Here is a 21,715-nt window from a genome sequence, read left to right as displayed (position 1 = left end):
AAAAAATGTATATTATAATACAGTTCGTAACCGAACTATGGAGGTGATGAGGTGTTTAGGGATCCTTTGGGTTATCGCATTAAAACGTTAAGTAATTTAATGAAAAGGAATATGGATAAACATTTTGGTCCTCAACATGATCGAGCAACAATGATGCAGACATGGATTATTGGCTTTGTTCAATTAAGAGATAGTGAGGGAAAAGACACTTTTCAAAAGGATATTGAAGAAGAATTTTCTATTAATCGTTCAACGACTTCTGAAATGCTGACATTAATGAGTAAAAGAAAACTCATTAAGCGTGTTCCAGTGGATTATGATGGACGTTTAAAGAAGATTGTTCTGACACAAAAGAGTCTGGAAATTCATGAATGGATTAATCAGACAATGATACAGCTCCATGAAAAGCTAACAAATGGTTTATCATCTGAGGAAATAGAAATTTTTATGGATATTACGGATAAGATGATTCGCAATTTATCAACTGATGATTAAATATGGAATTGGTTACATAAATAATAGAAAAGGAGTGGTAAGATGGTTGTTAAAACATTGATGCAACAAATTAAACAATATAAAAAAGATTCTTTTTTAACGATGTTCTTTGTTGTAGTCGAAGTGATTTTAGAGATTTTGATTCCTTTATTAATGGCTAGAATTATTGATTTAGGAATTGAAGCGAGAGATATCAACGCAGTTTATAAATATGGATTTATTATGTTTATTATTGCGATTGGAACATTATCAACTGGGTTCTTAGCTGGAAAATATGCCGCTAAAGCATCAACAGGGTTTGCTGCCAATTTAAGAGATGGGATGTATACAAACATTCAGTCTTTCTCATTCTCTAATATTGATAAATATAGTACAGCTGGGCTTGTTACACGTTTAACTACAGATGTGACAAATGTTCAGATAGCTTACCAGATGATTATTCGTATGTGTATTCGTGCACCAATGAATCTGGTTTGTGCTTTAACAATGGCATTTATGATTAATCATGAATTAAGCTTAATCTTTGTTGGAGCAATGGGATTTTTGATTGTTGTTTTAGGTTTTATCATGGTCACAGCAACACGTTATTTTAATCAGGTATTCCCTAAATACGATGATTTAAATGAAAGTGTACAAGAAAATGTTGTCGCTATTCGTGTTGTTAAATCTTTTGTAAGAGAAAAATATGAAAATGAAAAATTTAAAAGAGCTGCACAAAATATTTATCGTTTATTTGTCAAAGCTGAATCTGTATTGGCTTTAAACAATCCAGCTATGATGACTGCTGTCTATGGATGTATTTTACTTTTATCATGGTTAGGAGCAAAAAGTGTTGTTGGAGGAACTTTAACAACAGGAGAATTAACAACATTATTTAGTTATATTATGAATATTTTAATGTCATTAATGATGTTGTCTATGGCATTTGTTATGATTACAATGTCATTTGCTTCTGGACGTCGTATTGCTGAAGTTTTAAATGAAAAATCTGACCTTGTTTCACCAGAACATGCTTTAAAAACAGTGAAAAGTGGTTCTGTAACATTTGATCATGTGACTTTCTCATACAAACATGGAACAGGAGAACCGGTTCTTAGAGATATTGATATTCATATTCATTCTGGGGAAACGATTGGTATTATTGGAGGAACTGGAAGTGCCAAAAGTACACTTGTCAGTCTAATCAGCCGTCTATATGATGTTGATAGAGGAAGTGTTATTGTTGGTGGTGAAGATGTCAGAAAATATGATCTGGAAGTTTTAAGAAATGAAGTTGCAGTTGTATTACAAAACAATGTCTTATTTAGTGGAACGATTCTTCAAAACTTAAGATGGGGTAATGAAAATGCGACTTTAGAAGAATGTCAGGAAGCATGTCGTCTGGCTTGTGCTGATGATTTTATTCAAGATTTTCCAGATAAATATAACACTTATATTGAACAAGGTGGAACAAACGTTTCTGGTGGACAAAAACAACGTTTATGTATTGCTAGGGCGTTGTTGAAAAAACCTAAGATTTTGATTTTGGATGATTCAACAAGTGCTGTTGATACAGCAACTGATGCAAGTATTCAAAAGTCATTTGAAGAACGTATTCCAGATACAACAAAAATTATTATTTCTCAACGTGTATCAAGTGTACAAAATGCAGACCGTATCATCGTTTTAAATGATGGTGTGATTGATGATTTTGATACACATGAAAATCTATTAAAGACAAGTGAAATTTATCGTACAATTTATGAAACACAGACAAAAGGAAAGGAGGAAGCATAGTATGAAAAAACAACATGTTTTAATTCGCCTTTTAAAGAAGGTTTTCAAACGTTATGGGTTGGCCATTGTGATTGTATTATTATGTATTGTTGGACAAGCTGTATGTACTGTACAAGGGCAATTATTCCAGCAAAGATTAATTGATGATTATATTATGCCTTTGATTGGACAACCGTCACCTGATTTTTCTGGTTTGCTTTCTGCCTTGACTGTTATGGCATGTTTCTTTTTAGCCGGAATTATCTTTGCCTATACTTTTAACCGTATTATGGTTTCAGTGACACAAGGTTTTTTAAGGGATTTACGTGATGAAATGTTTGAACATATGGAATCATTACCTATTCGTTATTTTGACAGAACAACACATGGGGATATCATGTCTGTTTATACAAACGATATTGATACTTTAAGACAGTTAATCAGTCAATCTATTCCACAGTTTACTTCAAGTGCAATCACAATTGTGACAGTACTTGTATCAATGTTAACATTAAATGTTACATTGACTGCAGTCAGTGTGGTCATGGTATGTGTCATCTTATTTATTTCTCGTTCTATTGGAAGTCGTTCAGCAAAATATTTCATTAAACAACAGGAAACATTAGGAAAAGTGAATGGATATATTGAAGAAATGATTTCTGGACAAAAAGTTGTCAAAGTTTTTAACCATGAAGAAAAAGCAATTGAAGGTTTTAGAAATATTAATGAAGAATTGCGTGAAAGTTCATATCAAGCCAATAAATTTGCTAACGTATTAATGCCTGTTACTATTCAAACAGGAAATATGTCATATATCTTATGTGCTGTGATTGGTGCGGTTTTGGCTTTATCTGGATTTGATTCATCATTAACAATTGGGACACTTGTTGCTTTTATGACTTTAAACAAAAGTTTTAATAATCCAATTGGACAAGTATCAATGCAAATTAATTCAATTGCTATGGCACAAGCGGGTGCAAAACGTATTTTTGAATTATTAGATCAGGAAAAAGAAGTGGACGAAGGTATTGTCACATTATGTCGTGTAGAATTTGTTGATGGAAAAATGGTAGAAACAGATAAACGTACAGGGCATTGGGCATGGCGTCATCCTCGACCAAATGGTGAAATTGAATTGGTTGAAATGAAAGGTGATTTAAAACTGGAAAATGTCAACTTTGGATATTTTGATGATCATATGGTTTTACATGATATTAGTGTCTTTGCTAATCCTGGTGAAAAGATTGCCTTTGTTGGTGCAACAGGTGCTGGAAAAACAACAATTACTAATCTGATCAATCGTTTCTATGATATTCAAAGTGGAACGATTACTTATGATGGTATTGATATTAAATTGATTAAAAAAGATGATTTACGTCGTTCTTTAGGTGTGGTTTTACAGGATACACATCTATTTACAGGAACAGTTATGGATAATATCCGTTATGGACGTTTGGATGCAACAGATGAAGAATGTATTGATGCAGCAAAATTAGCTAATGCTGATGCATTTATTAAACATTTACCAGATGGATATAATACAATGTTAACGGGTGATGGAGCAAATTTATCACAAGGACAACGTCAGTTAATTGCGATTGCACGTGCTGCGGTTGCTAATCCACCTGCACTTATCTTGGATGAAGCAACATCTTCTATTGATACTAGAACAGAAACACTTGTTCAAAAAGGTATGGATGGATTAATGGAAGGCAGAACAACCCTTGTTATTGCTCATAGATTATCAACAATTAAAAATAGTGATTGTATTATGGTTCTTGAACATGGTCATATTATTGAACGTGGTAATCATGAAACATTAATGCAACAAAAAGGAAAATATTATCAGTTATATACTGGTGCTATTGAAATGGATTAAGGTCGTTAGACCTTTTTCTTTTTCAAGCATATAATTTGTAAAAGTGAAAAACATATGTTAAACTCTGTATGTAATCAAAAAAAAACGATAATATAAAAGGAGGCGTTATGTATGTCACAAGTTTTACATGTTAATAGTCAAGAATTTCAAGATATTGTTGCTCATAATGATTTGGTGTTTGTGGATTTCTTTGCGAATTGGTGTGGACCTTGCAAAATGTTAGCTCCTAGTATTGATAAGTTAGCTCAAGAACATCCAGAAGCAAAAGTTTTAAAAGTCGATGTTGATCAAGAAGGTTCTCTTGCTATGCAATTTGGGGTGCAATCTATTCCAACATTGATTGTCTTTAAAAATGGACAAGCAGTGAATCGTCAATTAGGTTTTGTCCCTTATGAAGCTTTAGAAAATATGTTGAAATAAAAAATATCTCCTAGATTTCTGGGAGATATTTTTTTAATCTTTTTTGATTGGTATCAGACATAATCATGTCTGGTTCAGCAAAATATTGTGCCAATACATCAGCATCTTTTAAGATTTCACTATAGACATCATCCATTTTATCTTTTTCACTATGTTTGGCAATTGCTTGTTGAATTATCATTTTTTCATCATCTTGAAATTCATTTAAAATAGAACTTATCCATTCACTACATCTAGGGCCATGTTGAAACGAGGTGTGTTGAGTGAATTGAATATAATCGTGAAAAAGGCCCATGATACCAGCTAATTCAATATCCAAGTGTTGCTTTAAGGCTAATTTTTGACATAAAACAGACACTTGAATACTATGCAGCAAAGCTTTTTGTTTATACATGCCATGACAATGTTCGTCAATATGGACAAAGAAATAATCTTTTAATGTTTCATAACGATTCATCTTCTCAACCCCTTTGGATATAAGTTTTTAGCTAAACCTTGACTTTCTTTATAAAATGAAAGTGGATAGTCTTCAACAAAGATAACTCCATAACCTTTTTGATTTGTTCCAGCAATCGCTTCACCATGCAGATACTGTTTAACTTCCGGATCATTTTCATGAAAGCGATAAAACTGTTTCACATCTTTTTGAGTGAGTGTTAATGCTAATGCAAGACTAGGTTCAAATCTGTTTTTCTTACATTCACCTAAATAGAGGCCATTTCTTAAAACACGAATACCTTGCAAATCTGGAAATTGTGGAAGTAAAGCATAGATATGATTATGATTGTCATAAAGATAATGTGGTGTAGGAATCTGAAGATATTCTTGATAAAAGGTATTCACAAGTTTTTGGTTCTGCTTAGAAATCGAAGCTTTCATCGGTTTATATTTTTTCGTTGAAGATTGACCATTTTTTTGAATACATGCGATAAAATGGCCTTCTCCACGATAACGATGTGGGTATAAACGAATGGCTTCATCCATATGAATACCCGGAGCCATTCCATGACTTCTTCTTAAAGGAATGAGCTGACAATCATAATGTTTGAGTAAATAATTAATCTGTTCTTCATTTTCTTTGGTATTGTATGTACATGTAGAATACATCAATATACCACCTGGTTTTAATAATTTCATTGCTGCATCCATTAATTGTCTTTGAATATGAGCACATTCTTGTATTTTTTGTGGTGACCATGTTTCAATGGCTTGATTATCCTTTCTGAACATTCCTTCACCAGAACAAGGAGCATCTAAAATGATTTTATCAAAAAATTCTGGCAAAACTTTTGTCAATTGAATCGGATCACAGTTTGTCACAATAGTATTTTTTAAACCAAATCTTTCAATATTTTCAGAAAGAATTTTGGCTCTTAAAGTATTGATATCATTAGTAATCATTAAACCTTGATTTCCTAAACGACTGGCGATTGCACAACTCTTGCCACCTGGAGCACCACACATATCCAAAACATAATCATCTTCTTGTACATCTAAAAAATGAGCGACTAACATTGCGCTTGGTTCTTGAATATAATAAAGACCACATGAAAAAAATGGAGATTTTCCTAACGGATATTTTTCATAATCAAAATAATATCCTCCCTGTACCACGGGATGAGGTTGAATGTACTGCTGATTTAAATATTTGTTAGGGTCTTGTTTAAGTGGATTCAAATAAAAAGCTTTCACTGGCGGTAGCTGCAATGATCCCATAAAATCAAGGTATTCATCTTTTAAAATTGTTTTTATTTCTTTTTCAAATATTTCGTTCATTATTTTCACCATTTTTATTATACAAGTGAAAAATGTTTGTGTAAACTAAAATTCATATGTTAAAATAGTCAATGGTGAGAATATGAAAAGATGTCAATGGGCTTATAATGAAAGATTAATGAAATATCATGACGAAGTCTGGGGAAAACCGGAACATGATGAAAGACAATTGTATAAAATGTTAATTTTAGAAGGATTACAGGCAGGGTTAAGCTGGGATATTATTTTAAAAAAGGAAGGTTTATATGATCAGGCTTTAGATCATTTTGATTATCATTTGATTGCTTCATATGATGATGATAAATATCAGACATTAATGCAAACAGAAGGGTTAATTAAGAATAAATTAAAAATGAAAGCTATTATTAAAAATGCTAAGGCTTTTCTTGAAATTCAAAAACAGTATGGGAGTTTTGATACATTTATATGGTCATATGTAGATAATCAACCTATTCAACATCATTATCAATCATCAAAAGATGTTCCTTCATTTGATGATTTATCAGCACAAATTTCAAAAGATTTAAAAAAACATGGCTTTTCTTTTGTTGGACCAACAATCATATACAGTTATCTACAAGCTATAGGTATCTATAATGATCATGAAATTAATTGCGATTTTTATTGATTTTTAAAAAAATATATAGTATACTATGCGAGTAGTTTGATTTGCCTGAGTGGCGAAATTGGTATACGCACAGCACTCAAAATGCTGCGACCTATGTCATGTCGGTTCGAGTCCGACCTCAGGCACCAATTGAATAGAAGGCGATTTGAGATGATAAGCTCTTTTCGTAAGCATATATCCAGGCAAAGTATTTTGTCTGGTTTTTTATTAGATGAAAGTAAGGTAGCTGAAATTTGATAGAATACGACAAATAATAAAAGATATTGACAAAATTCATCAAGAAAAAAAAGACGAAAAAAAGAAAAAATAAGTGAAAAAAATCTAAAAGACTCGCCTTATTTGAAAAATACTGTAAAATAAAAACAGGAGGTGTAGAAATATGTTGATGGAACATGTTTTTCAATGTGTAGATGATATTTATGATGAGGTGGTGAATCATGGCTCTGATGAATTAAAAAGAACGATTTGTGATTTAGAAAAAATAGCTGGACATAATACGCCTTCAGTTATTAAAAAAGGAATTATGCTATCTATGACCATTTGTTTTAATCAAGTGCAGTTTCAAGATGAGTTATTTGAAGGATTATTACAAGAAAATCTGGAGTATATGATACGACATATTCCGGAAATGAAAAAAACGATTCAATTACGTGTTTCTTTAAGAGGACTAGAGAAAGAGATGAATCGTGAGATTGTTTTACCTTATTTTATAACGTTAGCTGATTTGGCTTATGCTGTTTTAGCTATTTTTCAAGCTGAAGGTCATCATTTGTTTAAAATTGAATCCAATTGCGGAAGATTTGGATGTGAACAATGCGATCAAGAGATGTTAGATGATTATGCAGCCAATGTCTTTTTAAGTGATCTTCATTTAGAAAAAGATCATCAATTCTCTTTATGGTATGATTTTGGAGAAGATTATGTATTTGATATAGAAGTTTTAAATATTCAGATACAGTCAGATTTGTTTGTCCTTGAGGATAGTCAAATTATAGCTGGTAAAGGTTATGGTATTTGGGAAGATGAACATGAATTACTGGAAATGTATTATAAAAATTATGATGAGTTTTTAATGAGAATTGAAGATTATGGATTGGATGAAGATGATTTTATTTTTAATGAGTTTGATCAAGATATCGCTAATGAGATGTTTATGGAAGATTTTGAGTTTTTAAGACATGTTTATGAAGATCAAGATGAAGATTTATGGTAGAAAAAAGAGAATTATTGTTTGAAGCTAAACATTGTTATCGAACAATTCGTATTTATTTACCACCGTCTTATCAGATAAGTCAAGAACGTTATCCAGTCATCTATATGTTTGATGGTCAATATTTATTTGATGATGTTAAAACATCTGAACATGTTATGTGTTTAGATAACTTTTTAGATAAATACGATCAATCATTTATTGTGATAGGTATAGATAGCCCTGATGAAAGTTCTTGTCGCTTAGCAGAATATTGTCCGTATGATGTTGAGAAGAGTCACTATCAAATGATTCATGGTTATGGTCAGGCATTGATGGAATTTATTGTTCATACAGTTAAACCTTATATAGATACTCATTATAGAACTTTGTCTTTACGTGAATATACAATGATTGGTGGATTTTCAATGGGTGGTTTAATGGCATTGTATGCAGTGATTTCATATCATACATATTTTTCTAAAGCAGCTTGTTTATCCAGTTCTATTGGTATTTGTTTAGAGGCATTGAAAGATGAAATTAACCAGCATGATTCATTAAAAGATACACGTCTTTTTTTGAGCTGGGGCAGTGAAGAATCAAGAAATAAACGCGCTTTAGCCTATGCTTCTATGAATCAGCTTGATATTTCACATTTATTGAATTTAAAAGGTGTACAGACATATCCGTATTTATTAGTGAATGGTCGTCATCATATGATTTCATGGCAAGTGCAAATACCACTCTTTATGGATTATTTATGGAAATCAAAATAAAAAATGTTTGACAATATCAAAGAAATTGCTATAATGTACTAGTGCAATAAATAATAGCAGCACATAGAGGGTTAGCCCATGCGTTTGTGACAATGGGATGTAGAGTATCTTGCTGCAAAGAGAAATACTTAATACAAACACAACCTAACTGATCTATGCATGTTATTGTTTTATGCCAAATAAAACAATAGGAGGAAAGAAAATGTCACGTTATACTGGACCACAATGGAAAAAATCTAGACGTTTAGGTTTTTCTACATTAGAAACTGGTAGAGAATTAGCAAGAAGACCATATGCACCTGGTCAACATGGTCAAAAAAGAAAAAAATTAACTGAATATGGATTACAGTTAGCTGAAAAACAAAAAGTAAGACATATGTATGGAGTTAATGAAAAACAATTCCATAACACATTCAAAAGAGCTGGAAAAATGGAAGGAGTTACTGGTTACAATTTCTTCTGTTTACTAGAATCTAGATTAGACAATGTTGTTTATAGATTAGGTTTTGCTACAACAAGAAGACAAGCAAGACAATTAGTTAATCATGGTCATATCTTATTAAATGGAGTTAAAACTGATATCGCTTCTTGTCAAGTTAAAGTTGGAGATGTGATTTCTGTTAAAGAACGTTCTCGTTCATTAGAAGTGATTAAAAACGCTTTAGCTTCTCAAACACATGTACCAGGATTTGTTGAAGTTGATGCTGATAAAATGGAAGGAAAATTATTAAGATTACCTGAAAGATCAGAATTAAATCAAGAAATCAACGAATCATTAATTGTAGAATACTACAACCGTTTAGGATAAGATGGACACAAAAAGTATTGGACTTATGTTCAATACTTTTTTTCTATGTAGTATTTTGGAAAAAGATGATGAAATAGCTTTCTATTTATGGTAGAATATAACTTAGGAAAAGAGAGGAATTTTAAGTTATGGATAATATCATGAGGTTTATAGAACAAATTGGATTACGTAATCTCATTTTTATAGGTATTGGTCTTGTTGTTATTGTGATGCTTTTGTTGTTTTATAGGGGAATGAGATTAAGAAAATATAGAAAATTAATTGTTGATGTAGAAAATCGTATGAATGGAATCAAATCATTACCTTTACAGTATCGTTTGGGGAGAGTTCATAGTATTTCTAAAAATATGCCTGAAGTTGCAGAACTGTATGAAGAATATGCAAAAGAATTTGAGCGTATTTCAGATTATCAGAAAAATGAACTCGGGGTTCTTGTCAATGAAGTTGATGAACAGCTTTTTTATGGTAAACTACGAAAGATTTCTACAAAGATGAAAGAACTGGAGAACATGTTAAAAGTTTATGAAGATGATTCACAGGCTTTATTAGAAAAGATTGAAAAGATTACTGAAATTGAAAATATTCAAAGAATTGAAATTATTCGTGTGAAAGAAAAATATCGTCAATTGATTGATCATTATGAAACCATTCGTTTTAAGGTTGAAGATTTTGTAAAAGGTATTAAAAATATTTTTAATAATTTAGATGATTCTTTTGTGAAATTGGAAGATATGATGAATAATCAAAGATTTGAAGATGCGAAGACTTTAACGCAGGATATTGATAAAAAAGTAGATTGGTTAACAGAACGTTTACAGGAATTACCTGATTATATTGCGATTGTCAGACAATATATTCCTAAAAAGATTCATCATTTAGATGCTTTACTTCAAGACATGTCACATGGCGAATTTGCATTGGATCAGCTACATGTTTCTGATCGTTATCAAGCCATTCAATCAACTTTAGAAACAACAACTCAACATATTCAACAGTTACAGCTGGAAAATGTTGGAGAAGTACTGCAAAAGCTTGTTGATGATATCGATGCTTTAATGAAAGATTTGGAAGTGGAAAAACAATCTTATGAAGTGTTTAAAAATAAGTGGGAAGATGCTTATACAAAGATTACTCAAATATATAATCAATTTAAACAGGCTTTAATTGATCAAAATCGTATTGAAAATTTATATTTGATTAATGAGGATTATGTTGATATCCAAGAAAAATATAAGGATTTTGACCAAATATTAAGAACTTCCTATGAATTAGAAGAAGAAATGAATGCGGGAAATTTCTCTTATTTACAAATGATTGATAAAGTTGAAAAAGTGAAGAATGATGCGTTAAGTCATCAAGATGATTTAGATGCTTTCTTTGCATTTAGAGATCATTTATACTTACAGGAACAACGTGCGATAGATGAATTAGAAAATATTAATATTGTTTTGCTGGAGATTAAATCTGAAATTAAAAATAAGCATTTACCAATGATTAATGAATCTTATAAAGATTATATTCAAGATTCTTATGATAAAGCAGCACAGATACAGGCTTATCGTATGCATCGTCCTGTTGAATTATCAGAACTTTCTAAGCGAGTAGACAGTGCCAGAGATATTATTTATAAATTATATGATAATGTTCATAATTTGATTGTAACTGCAGAAATGGTAGAAGAAGCGATTGTTTTTGGAAATCGTTATCGTTCTAGTTTCTTAGAGGTCAATACGGAACTGACAAAAGCTGAAGTTTTATTTAGAAATGGCGAATATACGAAAGCTTTATCTACAGCGGTTGATATTATTGAAAAGATTAAACCGGGTTCTTATGAAAATTTAATTCAAAAAACAAGTGAAAAGTCCTAATTTGGACTTTTTTAGTGGCTTTTTCTTAATAAAAATGGTATATATACATATAATGGACTATGGAGGAAAGATATGATTTATTTAGATTATGTATCAACAACACCATTAAATCAAGAAGTGAATCATATGTATCAATCACTTTTAAATGATTATTTTGCAAATGCTGATTCATTATATTCTTTAGGTTTAAAAACAAGTGCTTTAATGGAAAAATCAAGAGAATTAACTGCCCGAATGTTAGGTGTTTTACCCGAAGAAATTATTTTTACAAGTGGTGCCAGTGAATCAAACAGTACAGCGATTAAAGGATGTGCTTTTCAATATCAAAACAGAGGAAAACATATTATCACAACAGCTGTAGAGCATTCTAGTGTGTATCAGTCATGTCTACAGTTAAGAGATGTTTTTGGTTATGATGTTGATTTTATTTCAGTAAACGATAAGGGAGAATTGAACTTAGCGGAATTAGAAAATAAAATCAGAGAAGATACAATTCTTGTCACAATGATGTATGTCAATAATGAAGTGGGAATGGTTTTCCCTATTAGAGAAGTTTATCAAATCATTCAAAAGAAAAATCCTAAAGTTAAATTCCATGTTGATATGGTTCAGGCTTTAGGAAAACTTCCAATCGATTTGTCATATGTTGATTTAGCAAGTTTTTCTGCTCATAAGATATATGGTTTAAAAGGAAGCGGTGTTTTATATAAAAAATCTTCCACATCCATTGTTCCTTTAATTAATGGAGGTCAACAAGAACAACAGTTAAGAGGTGGCACATCGAATACAGCAACACATACGATGTTTGCTAAAACATTACGACTGGCTTTAGAAAATTTAGATGATCATTATCAGTATGTGATGATGTTGAATCAATATGTCAGAGAACAATTACAGCAGATTCCAGATATTGTTATGAATACACCACAAGATCACGTAACACCTTATATTTTAAACTTTTCATGTGTAGGATATAAGCCAGAAGTTATTTTGCATGCACTAGAAATGCATGAATGCTATGTATCAACGAAAAGTACATGTGCTTCACATAAGCATGATGTTTCAAGAACATTAGAAGCGATGGGAATTGATGAAAAAATAGCTAAAAGTGCTATTCGTATCAGTTTTTCTCATTATACAACTCGTGATGAAATAGATGAATTTTTATTTTATTTGAAACAAGTTTTAAAGACAATTAAGAAGCAGAGGTAATTATTATGGAATGTAATCATATTTTGGTGAGATTTGGAGAACTCACAACAAAAGGAAAAAATCGTAAACTTTTTATTCGAAAATTAACACAAAATACAAAAGAGATGTTGAAAGAATTTCAACATTTAAGATATGACATGTCATTTGACCGTTTGTATATTATTCTTAATGGTGAAAATCCAGAGGCTGTGTGTGAAAAATTACAGACAGTCTTTGGAATCCACTCTTTTTCTTTATGTTATCAAGTAGAAAGTGATTTGGAAAAGATTAAAGAAGTGTGTTTAGAAGTTATTGAAAAGAGTGAAGGAAAAACTTTTAAAATTCAGACAAAACGTAATGATAAAGATTATCCTATGCACTCACATGATATCAATACAGCGATTGCTGGTCATATTTTCCATCATACATCTAAAGATTTAAAAGTAGATGTTCATCATCCTGATATTTTGATTAAAGTAGAATTGCGTAAAGATGTCACATATGTTATGGATAATGTCATAAAAGGTGCGGGTGGATATCCTGTTGGTATTGGTGGTAAAGCTTTACTGATGCTTTCAGGTGGTATTGATTCACCAGTAGCGGGATATTTAACATTAAAAAGAGGAGTGGATATTGAATGCATTCATTATGCCTCTCCACCTTATACGAATGAATTAGCTAGGGAAAAAGTTTTGGATTTGGTGAATGTATTAAGACATTATACACATGGTAAAATGACAATTCATATCGTGCCATTTACAGATTTGCAGTTAGCTGTTTATGATCACTGTGATGAAAGTTATGCCATGACGATTATGCGTCGTATGATGTATCGTATCGCTGAAGGTGTAGCGAAAAAGAATCAATGTCTGGCATTAGTCAATGGTGAAAGCATTGGACAGGTTGCTTCACAAACTTTAGAAAGTATGTCTGTCATTAATGAAGTGATTTCTATGCCAGTGATTCGTCCAGTTGCTTGTATGGATAAACTAGAAATTATTGATGTTGCTCAAAAGATTGGTACATATGACATTTCTATTCGTCCTCATGAAGATTGTTGTACAATCTTCACACCAAAACAACCAGCAACAAAACCTAAAAGCTATAAAGCAGAAGCGTTGGAAGAAACGTGGGATTATCAGTCTATGGTGAATGCATGTATTGACCAATGTGAAACAATTATTGTTGATGATCATTATAAGGAGGTTGAAGATTTATTTTAATTTGAAAAAAATTGAAAAGAAATGAATAATTTTGTCATCCTGACACAAACTAATTGTGTCAGGAGGTGAAAGCAATGAACTCAAATAATTCAAGTAAAAATAGATTAGTTGTTCCTGGTGCTCAAAATGCTATTGATCAAATGAAATACGAAATCGCTAATGAATTTGGTGTTAATCTTGGACCGGATGCCACAGCTCGTGCTAATGGATCTGTTGGTGGTGAAATCACTAAGAGATTAGTTGAAATGGGTCAAAATCAGATGGCAGGTAAACAATCTCAAAATCGTTAAGCTCAAATAAAAAATCCTAATCATAATTCTAATTATGAGTAGGGTTTTTTTATGATTAAGAAAAAGTGTATTCGCTTTCAAGTTTTTGTTGAGTTTATGCCATAATTTATGTACAATAAATATATGTGATGTATTATAGGAGGAAAAAATTATGACAAAAATTATGGCAGTCAATGCTGGAAGTTCATCTTTAAAATTTCAATTATTTGAAATGCCAGAAGAAACAGTCATTACTTCTGGAATTGTTGAAAGAATTGGAATGGATGATGGTATTTTTACAATAAAATATAATGGGGAAAAGAAAACAACAACATGCCCAATCCCTGATCATCAAGTTGCTGTGGAAATGTTGTTAGAAGCTTTGATTGATGAAGGTGTTGTCAAAGAATTAAAAGAAATTGATGCTGTTGGACATCGTATTGTTCATGGTGGAGAATATTTTAGTGATAGTGCTGTTGTTGATGAAGATGTTGTTGCAAAGGTTGAAGAACTTTGCGAATTGGCACCATTACATAATCCGGCTCATTTAATTGGTTATCGTGCTTTCAAAGCTGAATTACCTGAAGTTCAACATGTCTTTACTTTTGATACAGCTTTCCATCAGACTTTAGATAAAGAACGTTATTTATATCCATTACCTTTAGAATATTATACAGACTTAAAAGTCAGACGTTATGGTGCACATGGAACAAGTCATAAATATGTTTCAGAACAAGTGATGAATATGTTAGGGAATCCTAAAGATTCACGTATTATTGTTTGTCACTTAGGAAATGGAGCAAGTATTTCAGCAGTATTAAATGGAGAATGTATTGATACTTCAATGGGATTTACACCTCTTGCTGGTGTGATGATGGGAACACGTTGTGGTGATGTTGATCCATCTATTATGCCTTATTTATGTAAAAAATTAAATAAAACACCTGATGAAGTTTTAGAAATCTACAATAAAAAATCAGGAATGTTAGGTATTTCTGGTATTTCTTCAGATTCACGTGATATTGAAAATGCTCTATTTAAAGATGGTGATGATCGTGCCTTGTTGACAAGTTTATTATATGCACGTATTGTTTCTAAATACATTGGTGCTTATTATGCTGAATTAGGTGGTTGTGATGCGATTGCTTTTACAGCTGGTGTAGGAGAAAATGCTGCATATTTAAGAAGATTAATTATTGATGATGTTTCAAAGGCATTTGGTGTTTTCCTTGATGAAAAACTGAATGCGATTAGAAGTGATGAAAACAGAGTCATTTCACATCAGTTCTCACAGATTAAAGTTATGGTTATTCCAACAAACGAAGAAGTTATGATTGCCAGAGATACAGTGAGATTACTTGGGTTATAAGAGTTGAAAGAATTCAACTCTTTTTATTGTCTAAAGAATATATTTTTTAAAAGTTCATATTTTTGTGATAATATGGTATTATGATAAACAAAGGTGATGAAAAATGGATAAGATATTAAAAATAAGAAAAGAATTTGATCAGATTATTATATATAGACATGTTAATCCTGATTTAGATGCATTTGGTTCTCAATTTGGGATGTATTGGACATTAAAAGCTTTATATCCTCAAAAAAATATTGTTTTAGCAGGACAAATGGAAAGTGATTTATTAAAATATTATCCTCCATTTGAATGTGGGGATGTACAAAAAGGATATACTTTAGGTATTGTTTTAGATACAGCCAATCGAGAACGTATAGATGGAGATATTACATGCTGTGATCAGATTTTAAAGATTGATCATCATATTGTTGTTGATTCTTATGGTGATATTAATATTGAAGATGAAGCAGCTTCTTCATGCAGTGAGATTGTGACACTATTATTTAAACAGGCAAAGGCACTGATTCCATTAGAAGCAGCCAATGCGTTGTATTTAGGTATTGTCGGTGACAGCAATCGCTTTTTGTATAGCTCTACTTCAAAGAAAACATTTGAGGCAGCATCCTATCTATTAGATATGGGTATTCATATTGAGGATTTGTATCAACGTTTATATATGCGTACCCAAAAAGATTTAGAAATTATCAAGTTTATTTATAATCATTATCACGAAGATGGTGGGGTTGCATGGTATTATTTAAGTGATGATGATTTACAGGCTTTACAGATGACGAGAGAACAAGGATCATCTTATGTTAATACTTTAGCGAACTTTGAGGAATTTCAAGTATGGTTAGCAGTGACTCAAAATAAAAAAGAGAATAACTATCGTGTCAGTATGCGTAGTCGTCAAATACCTATTAATGATATTGCAGCGTCGTTTCATGGTGGTGGACATGCTTATGCTTCTGGAGCGACATTGCAGTCTTTGGACGAATTGAATCAACTGATTGAAAAAATAAAGGAGAAAATCAATGGATAATTTATTTGAAAAATTTTTTACAAAAATGACGGAAAACAGACAACGTCAGTTTTTTCATCAATCGCATCCTCAAAAGGGTGGAACGCTTAAGGCTTTGTTGATTGTAATGGTTGTCTTTTTGGTTGTGGAATATTTTGTTTTAATTCCAATTAATTTAAGATCACCGGATTTTATATTCTTTTTAAGTATTGAATTAGTTATATTTATAGCATTAAGATTTTTATTTCTGGCTTCATTTGATAAAGCCAATAAAATCATGAGTGCCATTGTGGCTTTGTTGCTTGTTTATGTTTTTGCTGGACAATTGATAAGTTCACCAGTCTTTTTTGCATCAAGTTATCAAAAACAGTTAAATGTTGATAAAAATGCTGATTTTTATAAAGATAATCCAAAAGTAGATTTTCAGTCTATTCCTGTTGTTGATAAAGAAAGTGCTGAGCGTCTAGGAGATCGTAAGATGGGTGAAATTGTTGATTATGTTTCACAGTTTGAAGTTGATAATGATTATGTACAAATCAATTATCAAGATAAACCTTTTAGAGTAACAACAATTTCTTATAGTGATTTGATTAAATGGTTTACAAATCATCGTGAAGGTCTTCCGGCTTATATTCGTGTTGATATGGTGACACAGGAAAGTGAAGTGGTGCGTTTAGAAGAAGGAATGAAATATTCTCATTCAGATTTATTCTTTAGAAATATTGATCGTCATTTACGTATTCATTATCCAACAAAGATGTTTGAATCACCTTCTTTTGAAATTGATGATAATGGACATCCTTATTGGGTTGCACCAACATATACTTATAAAATTGGATTGTTTGGTGGAAAAGATATTACCGGAGCTGTGCTGGTAGATGCTGTGAGTGGGGAATGTCAATATTATGCTATTGAAGATGTGCCAACATGGATTGATCGTGTTTATCCTTCTGAATTATTGTTAGAACAGTTAAATAACTGGGGAAAATATACACATGGTTTCTTTAATACTATTTTTTCTCAAAAAGGGGTTTTAAAACCTACGGATGGATATAACTATATTGCTTTAAATGATGATGTTTATTTATATACAGGTTTAACATCTGTTTCTAATGATGCATCAAATGTTGGTTTTGCCTTAATTAATATGCGTACCAAAGAAGCCAAATATTATGCTATTAGTGGGGCTGAGGAATTTTCTGCTATGTCTTCAGCTGAAGGAAAGGTGACAGATTTAAAATATACGGCAACATTCCCAATTTTGATTAATGCTGGGGGTGAACCGACTTACTTTATGTCTTTAAAAGATAGTGCTGGTCTTGTTAAAAAATATGCTTTCGTCAGTGTTGAAAATTATCAGATTGTTTCAGTAGGGGACAGTGTTGCTGAAGCTGAAAAGGCATATTATGCATTGCTAAAAGATAATGGAAAAACACAGGTTGATTATGATAACAGTGAATTGAGTTCAGTGATTACTGAGATTCATGAAGTGGTTGTCAATGGCAATTCACAGTATTATTTTCAATTAAAGGATTCTCAAAAAATCTTTATTGCACCTGTTTCTTTAAATGCCCAATTACCATTTTTAAAAGCTGGTGATACTGTGACGATTGAATATATTGATGATGAATCGACTTCACAGACTGTTTCTGCAATCACCGTGAAATAGGAGGGGAGATTATGGAGGAAACATGGGAACGTTTGAAATTATATGAACCTCTTTTTGGTAAGTGGAAAGTTGATTTTGTAGCGATATCTTATGAGGATATGGCGTGGGTTTATTTAAAAGATGATTATGGTCAAGATGCTTTGATGAAAGTCAAAACTGTGTTTTGTTCGGAAGAAGAAGTTGAAAATGCTGTCTATGATTTAATGAATTTATATGATATTTCTCATTTTCCTGATTTGAGTCATTCTCCTTATTTACAGGAAGAACATTATTATATTGAAGATCATCAACAAGTCATAGGGGTAGATGTCTGTTTATTATCTGCATATCCTTTAGAAGAAGAAAATGAACAGTTGTTATCTGATGATGAATTATGTCGATTAGGATTGCAATATATGAATGGACAGGACAAAGTACAGGATGAATATCGTGCTTATCATCTGTTTGAAAAAGCAGCTTATCATTTTCATGCAAAAGCGATTTGTTCATTAGGTTATATGAATGAGATTGGTTTAGGAACACAAAAAAATCCACAACAGGCTCTTGTTTATTATAAACAGGCGGCAGATTTAGGAGATAGTTTATCAGCCTGTAACTATGCTTATTGTTGTCTGGAAGGAATTGGCTGTCAAGTTGATTTACAACAAGCATTTGAATATTTTGAAAAATCTGCACAAGATCAGTTTCCTCGTGCTTTATATTATTTAGGAGAATGTTATTGTTTTGGATATGGAACATTAAAAGATGAAGTCAAAGCCATGACATATTATAAACAGGCAGCGGATTTAGGTTATACACAAGCTAAATATGCGATTGGTTATTGTTATGAGTGTGGACTAGGCGTATCTCAAGATTTAACAAAAGCGGCTTCATGGTATTTAGATTGCGCCAAAGATGGATTGCCAGTTGCTCAACTTCAAATGGGTTATCTGTATGAAGTGGGGGAAGGTGTTGAACAGGATAGTGAACAGGCTGTTTACTGGTATCAACAGGCATCTAATCAAAATTATGCACCTGCTCACTGTTATTTGGGATATTGTTATGAAATGGGAATAGGTGTTCCTGTTGATCTTACTCGTGCCAAAGAACTCTATTTACAAAGTGCGAATATGGGTTATCCAAGAGCCATGATGGCTTATGGTCATATGATTGAACAAGAACAGCCACAGTTGTCAATGGATTATTTAAAACGTAGTGCTGATTTAGGATATGTTTATGCAATAAATAAATATGCCTACTATCTGGAAAATGGCATCTATGTTGATAAAGATGAAAAATTGGCTTTTGACTATGTCCAAAAAGGTGCATCTTTACATGATGCCCAATCACTATGTACACTAGGATATTACTATGAAATGGGTATTGGGGTAGATAAAAATGAAAAACAAGCCTTTGCTTATTATGAACAGGCTGCCAAGGCGGGTAGTCTACGAGGAATGACAAACTTAGGTTATTGTTTTGAAGCAGGAATTGGTACAGAACAGAATGCCTCAAAAGCTGTTGAGATTTATCAAGAAGCAGCTAAACAAGATTATGATGTGGCACTATGTAATCTTGGTTACTGCTATGAAATGGGTATTGGTGTAGAAAAGAATTTTGAAAAATCACGTGATTATTATCTACAGGCATCCAATCAAGGCAACTTAAGAGCTATGTGTAATCTGGCTTATTTATATGAACAGGGAATCAATGGTAAAGCCGATTACCAAGAAGCTGTCAAATGGTATGAAAAAGCAGCTTCCTATGAATATCCACGTGCTCTTTGCTGTCTGGGTTATATTTATGAAGAAGGACTTTTAGATGGACAGGTTGATTTGAAAAAAGCTTTTGATTATTATCAACAGGCCGCTTTGCTTCATGATGGAGCTGCCTTGTGTAATTTAGGCTATTATTATGAAACAGGAATGGGCTGTCAAAAAGATTTAACAAAAGCTATAGAATGTTATCGTCAATCTAGTGAATATGGCAATTTACGTGGATTAACAAATCTTGGGTGTTGTTATGAAATGGGAATTGGTGTAGATATTGATTTGAAGAAAGCTGTAGAGTGTTATCAAAAAGGTGCTGATGCTGGTTTTGATGTGGCGTTATGGCGACTAGGATACTGTTATGAAGATGGAATCTATGTTGAACAGGATTATCAACAGGCATTGCACTATTATGAACTGGCAGCCAAGCAGGGGAATGTCAGAGCTTTGTGTTCACTTGGATTAATGTATGAAGATGGACGTGGTGTTCCTGTTGATTTTACAAAGGCTGTAGATTATTATCAACAGGGAGCTAATCAAAATGATGATGTCTGTCAATGTAATTTGGCTTTCTGCTATGCTAATGGTATCGGAGTGGTACAGGATTACACACAGGCTAAGTATTATTATGAACTGTCTGCACAAAAGAACTATCCAAGAGCTTTATCTCAGCTAGGTATTCTTTATGAAGAAGGACTGGGTTGTTCAAAAGATGAAACAAAAGCTTTTCATTTGTATCAGGAAGCTGCTAAACAGAAATATGGACCAGCTCTTTGCAATGTGGCTTATTGTTATGAATATGGTGTAGGGACAAAAGCAGATATTCAAAAGGCACTGGAATACTATTTAATGGCTGCTCATGAAAATTGGGGACGTGGAATGTATCATGTCGGACGCTTTTATGAAGACGGATTAGCTGTCAGTCAAGACTTACAACAGGCTTTGCATTATTATGAACTTGCTGGTCAAAATGGTATAGCTGATGGTTATATCGAAATCGGAAGAATGTATGAAGATGGACTTTTGAAGCAATCTTATGCACAGGCACTGATGTATTATCAAAAAGCATTAGATATGGATTCTCCTCGTGCCAGTTACTTTTTAGGAAATATGTATAAAGCTGGAAAAGGTGTTGAACAGGATTTTCAAAAAGCCATTGCCTTTTTTAAACAGGGTGCCAATAGAAATCATCCTTCATCACTTTATAATCTGGCTGTATTATATGATTTTGAAGCAGGAGAGAAATGGCAGGATAAAGACAAGGCGATTCTTTATTATCAAAAAGCAGTTGATCAAGGACATCCCGGGGCGATGAATAATTTAGGTGTCTGTTACAAAGAAGGAGATGGGGTCGCTGTTGATCTTGAAAAGTCTTTTGAACTATTTTTAGAGGCTGCCAAGTTAGATAATGAAAATGCTTATTTGAATCTGGCAAGAGCTTATACTTATGGTCAGGGGACAAAGGTGTCTATAAAAGATGCCAAATACTGGTGCCAAAAGGCATTGGATGCTCAGGTTGATGGAGCCAAAGAATTAATGAAAGTGATTAAAAGAAAATCTTTTGTTCATCCTTTTAAGAACTCATAAAACAACACATTGGGTGTTGTTTTATTTTTGCAAATTCCTATATTCATCAACAATAAATA

General features: G+C 32.3%; 18 protein-coding genes and 1 tRNA gene. 17 read left to right on the top strand and 2 right to left on the bottom strand.

Going from position 1 to position 21,715, the window contains the following annotated elements:
• Nucleotides 1-51: 51 nt before the first annotated feature.
• The 4 genes from KEC48_RS05775 (at nucleotide 52) to trxA (ending at nucleotide 4,549) form a co-directional block, all read left to right on the top strand.
• A complete protein-coding gene (locus tag KEC48_RS05775) occupies nucleotides 52-495 on the top strand; it encodes a MarR family winged helix-turn-helix transcriptional regulator (RefSeq protein ID WP_087357399.1) in 444 nt (147 codons plus the stop codon).
• A 42-nt stretch (nucleotides 496-537) separates the two neighbouring features.
• Nucleotides 538-2,271, top strand: a complete 1,734-nt coding sequence (locus tag KEC48_RS05770; RefSeq protein ID WP_211964851.1) for an ABC transporter ATP-binding protein — start codon at nucleotides 538-540, stop codon at nucleotides 2,269-2,271.
• A 1-nt stretch (nucleotide 2,272) separates the two neighbouring features.
• Nucleotides 2,273-4,129, top strand: coding sequence for an ABC transporter ATP-binding protein (locus tag KEC48_RS05765; protein ID WP_087357397.1), 1,857 nt, complete (start codon nucleotides 2,273-2,275; stop codon nucleotides 4,127-4,129).
• Nucleotides 4,130-4,240: 111 nt separating this feature from the next.
• Nucleotides 4,241-4,549, top strand: a complete 309-nt coding sequence (trxA, locus tag KEC48_RS05760) for a thioredoxin (RefSeq protein WP_087357396.1) — start codon at nucleotides 4,241-4,243, stop codon at nucleotides 4,547-4,549.
• Between the two features lie 10 nt (nucleotides 4,550-4,559).
• Here trxA and KEC48_RS05755 read toward each other — a convergent pair whose 3' ends face one another.
• Together KEC48_RS05755 and KEC48_RS05750 are read right to left on the bottom strand one after the other, a co-directional pair.
• On the bottom strand, nucleotides 4,560-5,006 hold the full coding sequence (locus KEC48_RS05755; protein ID WP_087357395.1) for an HD domain-containing protein: 447 nt from the start codon (nucleotides 5,004-5,006) through the stop codon (nucleotides 4,560-4,562).
• Nucleotides 5,003-6,325, bottom strand: coding sequence for an RsmF rRNA methyltransferase first C-terminal domain-containing protein (locus tag KEC48_RS05750; RefSeq protein ID WP_211964847.1), 1,323 nt, complete (start codon nucleotides 6,323-6,325; stop codon nucleotides 5,003-5,005). The genes KEC48_RS05755 and KEC48_RS05750 overlap by 4 nt, the downstream gene beginning before the upstream one ends.
• Nucleotides 6,326-6,407: 82 nt before the next feature.
• On the opposite strand from KEC48_RS05750, the gene KEC48_RS05745 reads away from it, so the two are divergent.
• The 13 genes from KEC48_RS05745 to KEC48_RS05685 all read left to right on the top strand — a co-directional run bounded on the left by KEC48_RS05745 (nucleotide 6,408) and on the right by KEC48_RS05685 (nucleotide 21,656).
• A complete protein-coding gene (locus KEC48_RS05745) occupies nucleotides 6,408-6,953 on the top strand; it encodes a DNA-3-methyladenine glycosylase I (protein WP_087357393.1) in 546 nt (181 codons plus the stop codon).
• A gap of 43 nt (nucleotides 6,954-6,996) precedes the next feature.
• Nucleotides 6,997-7,081: transfer RNA gene (locus KEC48_RS05740), tRNA-Leu, on the top strand.
• Nucleotides 7,082-7,332: 251 nt separating this feature from the next.
• Nucleotides 7,333-8,166 carry a hypothetical protein gene (locus KEC48_RS05735; RefSeq protein ID WP_211964846.1) on the top strand — a complete coding sequence of 278 codons (834 nt, stop codon included), beginning with the start codon at nucleotides 7,333-7,335 and terminating at the stop codon, nucleotides 8,164-8,166.
• Nucleotides 8,160-8,918 (top strand): alpha/beta hydrolase-fold protein, encoded by a 759-nt coding sequence (locus tag KEC48_RS05730; RefSeq protein ID WP_087357391.1) that lies wholly within the window; start codon nucleotides 8,160-8,162, stop codon nucleotides 8,916-8,918. The genes KEC48_RS05735 and KEC48_RS05730 overlap by 7 nt, the downstream gene beginning before the upstream one ends.
• Nucleotides 8,919-9,120: 202 nt before the next feature.
• Nucleotides 9,121-9,726 (top strand): 30S ribosomal protein S4, encoded by a 606-nt coding sequence (rpsD, locus tag KEC48_RS05725; protein ID WP_087357390.1) that lies wholly within the window; start codon nucleotides 9,121-9,123, stop codon nucleotides 9,724-9,726.
• A gap of 140 nt (nucleotides 9,727-9,866) precedes the next feature.
• Nucleotides 9,867-11,594 carry a septation ring formation regulator EzrA gene (locus KEC48_RS05720; RefSeq protein ID WP_211964845.1) on the top strand — a complete coding sequence of 576 codons (1,728 nt, stop codon included), beginning with the start codon at nucleotides 9,867-9,869 and terminating at the stop codon, nucleotides 11,592-11,594.
• A 72-nt stretch (nucleotides 11,595-11,666) separates the two neighbouring features.
• A complete protein-coding gene (locus KEC48_RS05715; protein ID WP_211964844.1) occupies nucleotides 11,667-12,806 on the top strand; it encodes a cysteine desulfurase family protein in 1,140 nt (379 codons plus the stop codon).
• A gap of 5 nt (nucleotides 12,807-12,811) precedes the next feature.
• Nucleotides 12,812-14,008 carry a tRNA uracil 4-sulfurtransferase ThiI gene (gene thiI / locus KEC48_RS05710; protein ID WP_087357387.1) on the top strand — a complete coding sequence of 399 codons (1,197 nt, stop codon included), beginning with the start codon at nucleotides 12,812-12,814 and terminating at the stop codon, nucleotides 14,006-14,008.
• Nucleotides 14,009-14,082: 74 nt separating this feature from the next.
• Complete coding sequence (locus tag KEC48_RS05705; RefSeq protein ID WP_087357386.1) at nucleotides 14,083-14,298, top strand: alpha/beta-type small acid-soluble spore protein; 216 nt, start codon at nucleotides 14,083-14,085, stop codon at nucleotides 14,296-14,298.
• Between the two features lie 151 nt (nucleotides 14,299-14,449).
• Nucleotides 14,450-15,646, top strand: a complete 1,197-nt coding sequence (locus tag KEC48_RS05700) for an acetate kinase (RefSeq protein WP_211964843.1) — start codon at nucleotides 14,450-14,452, stop codon at nucleotides 15,644-15,646.
• Nucleotides 15,647-15,749: 103 nt separating this feature from the next.
• On the top strand, nucleotides 15,750-16,673 hold the full coding sequence (locus KEC48_RS05695) for a bifunctional oligoribonuclease/PAP phosphatase NrnA (protein WP_211964842.1): 924 nt from the start codon (nucleotides 15,750-15,752) through the stop codon (nucleotides 16,671-16,673).
• Complete coding sequence (locus KEC48_RS05690; protein ID WP_087357383.1) at nucleotides 16,666-18,321, top strand: hypothetical protein; 1,656 nt, start codon at nucleotides 16,666-16,668, stop codon at nucleotides 18,319-18,321. Before KEC48_RS05695 ends, KEC48_RS05690 begins: the two co-directional genes overlap by 8 nt.
• 11 nt (nucleotides 18,322-18,332) lie before the next feature.
• Entirely contained in the window at nucleotides 18,333-21,656 is a 3,324-nt protein-coding gene (locus KEC48_RS05685) for a tetratricopeptide repeat protein (RefSeq protein WP_211964841.1), read from the top strand.
• Nucleotides 21,657-21,715 lie beyond the last annotated feature (59 nt).

Origin of the sequence: Clostridium sp. C1, assembly GCF_018223625.1 — a bacterium.
GTDB lineage: Bacteria > Bacillota_I > Bacilli_A > Erysipelotrichales > Coprobacillaceae > Allocoprobacillus.
The sequence above is the reverse complement of the archived record's forward strand: the minus strand, read 5'-3'. Positions and strand labels throughout refer to the sequence as shown.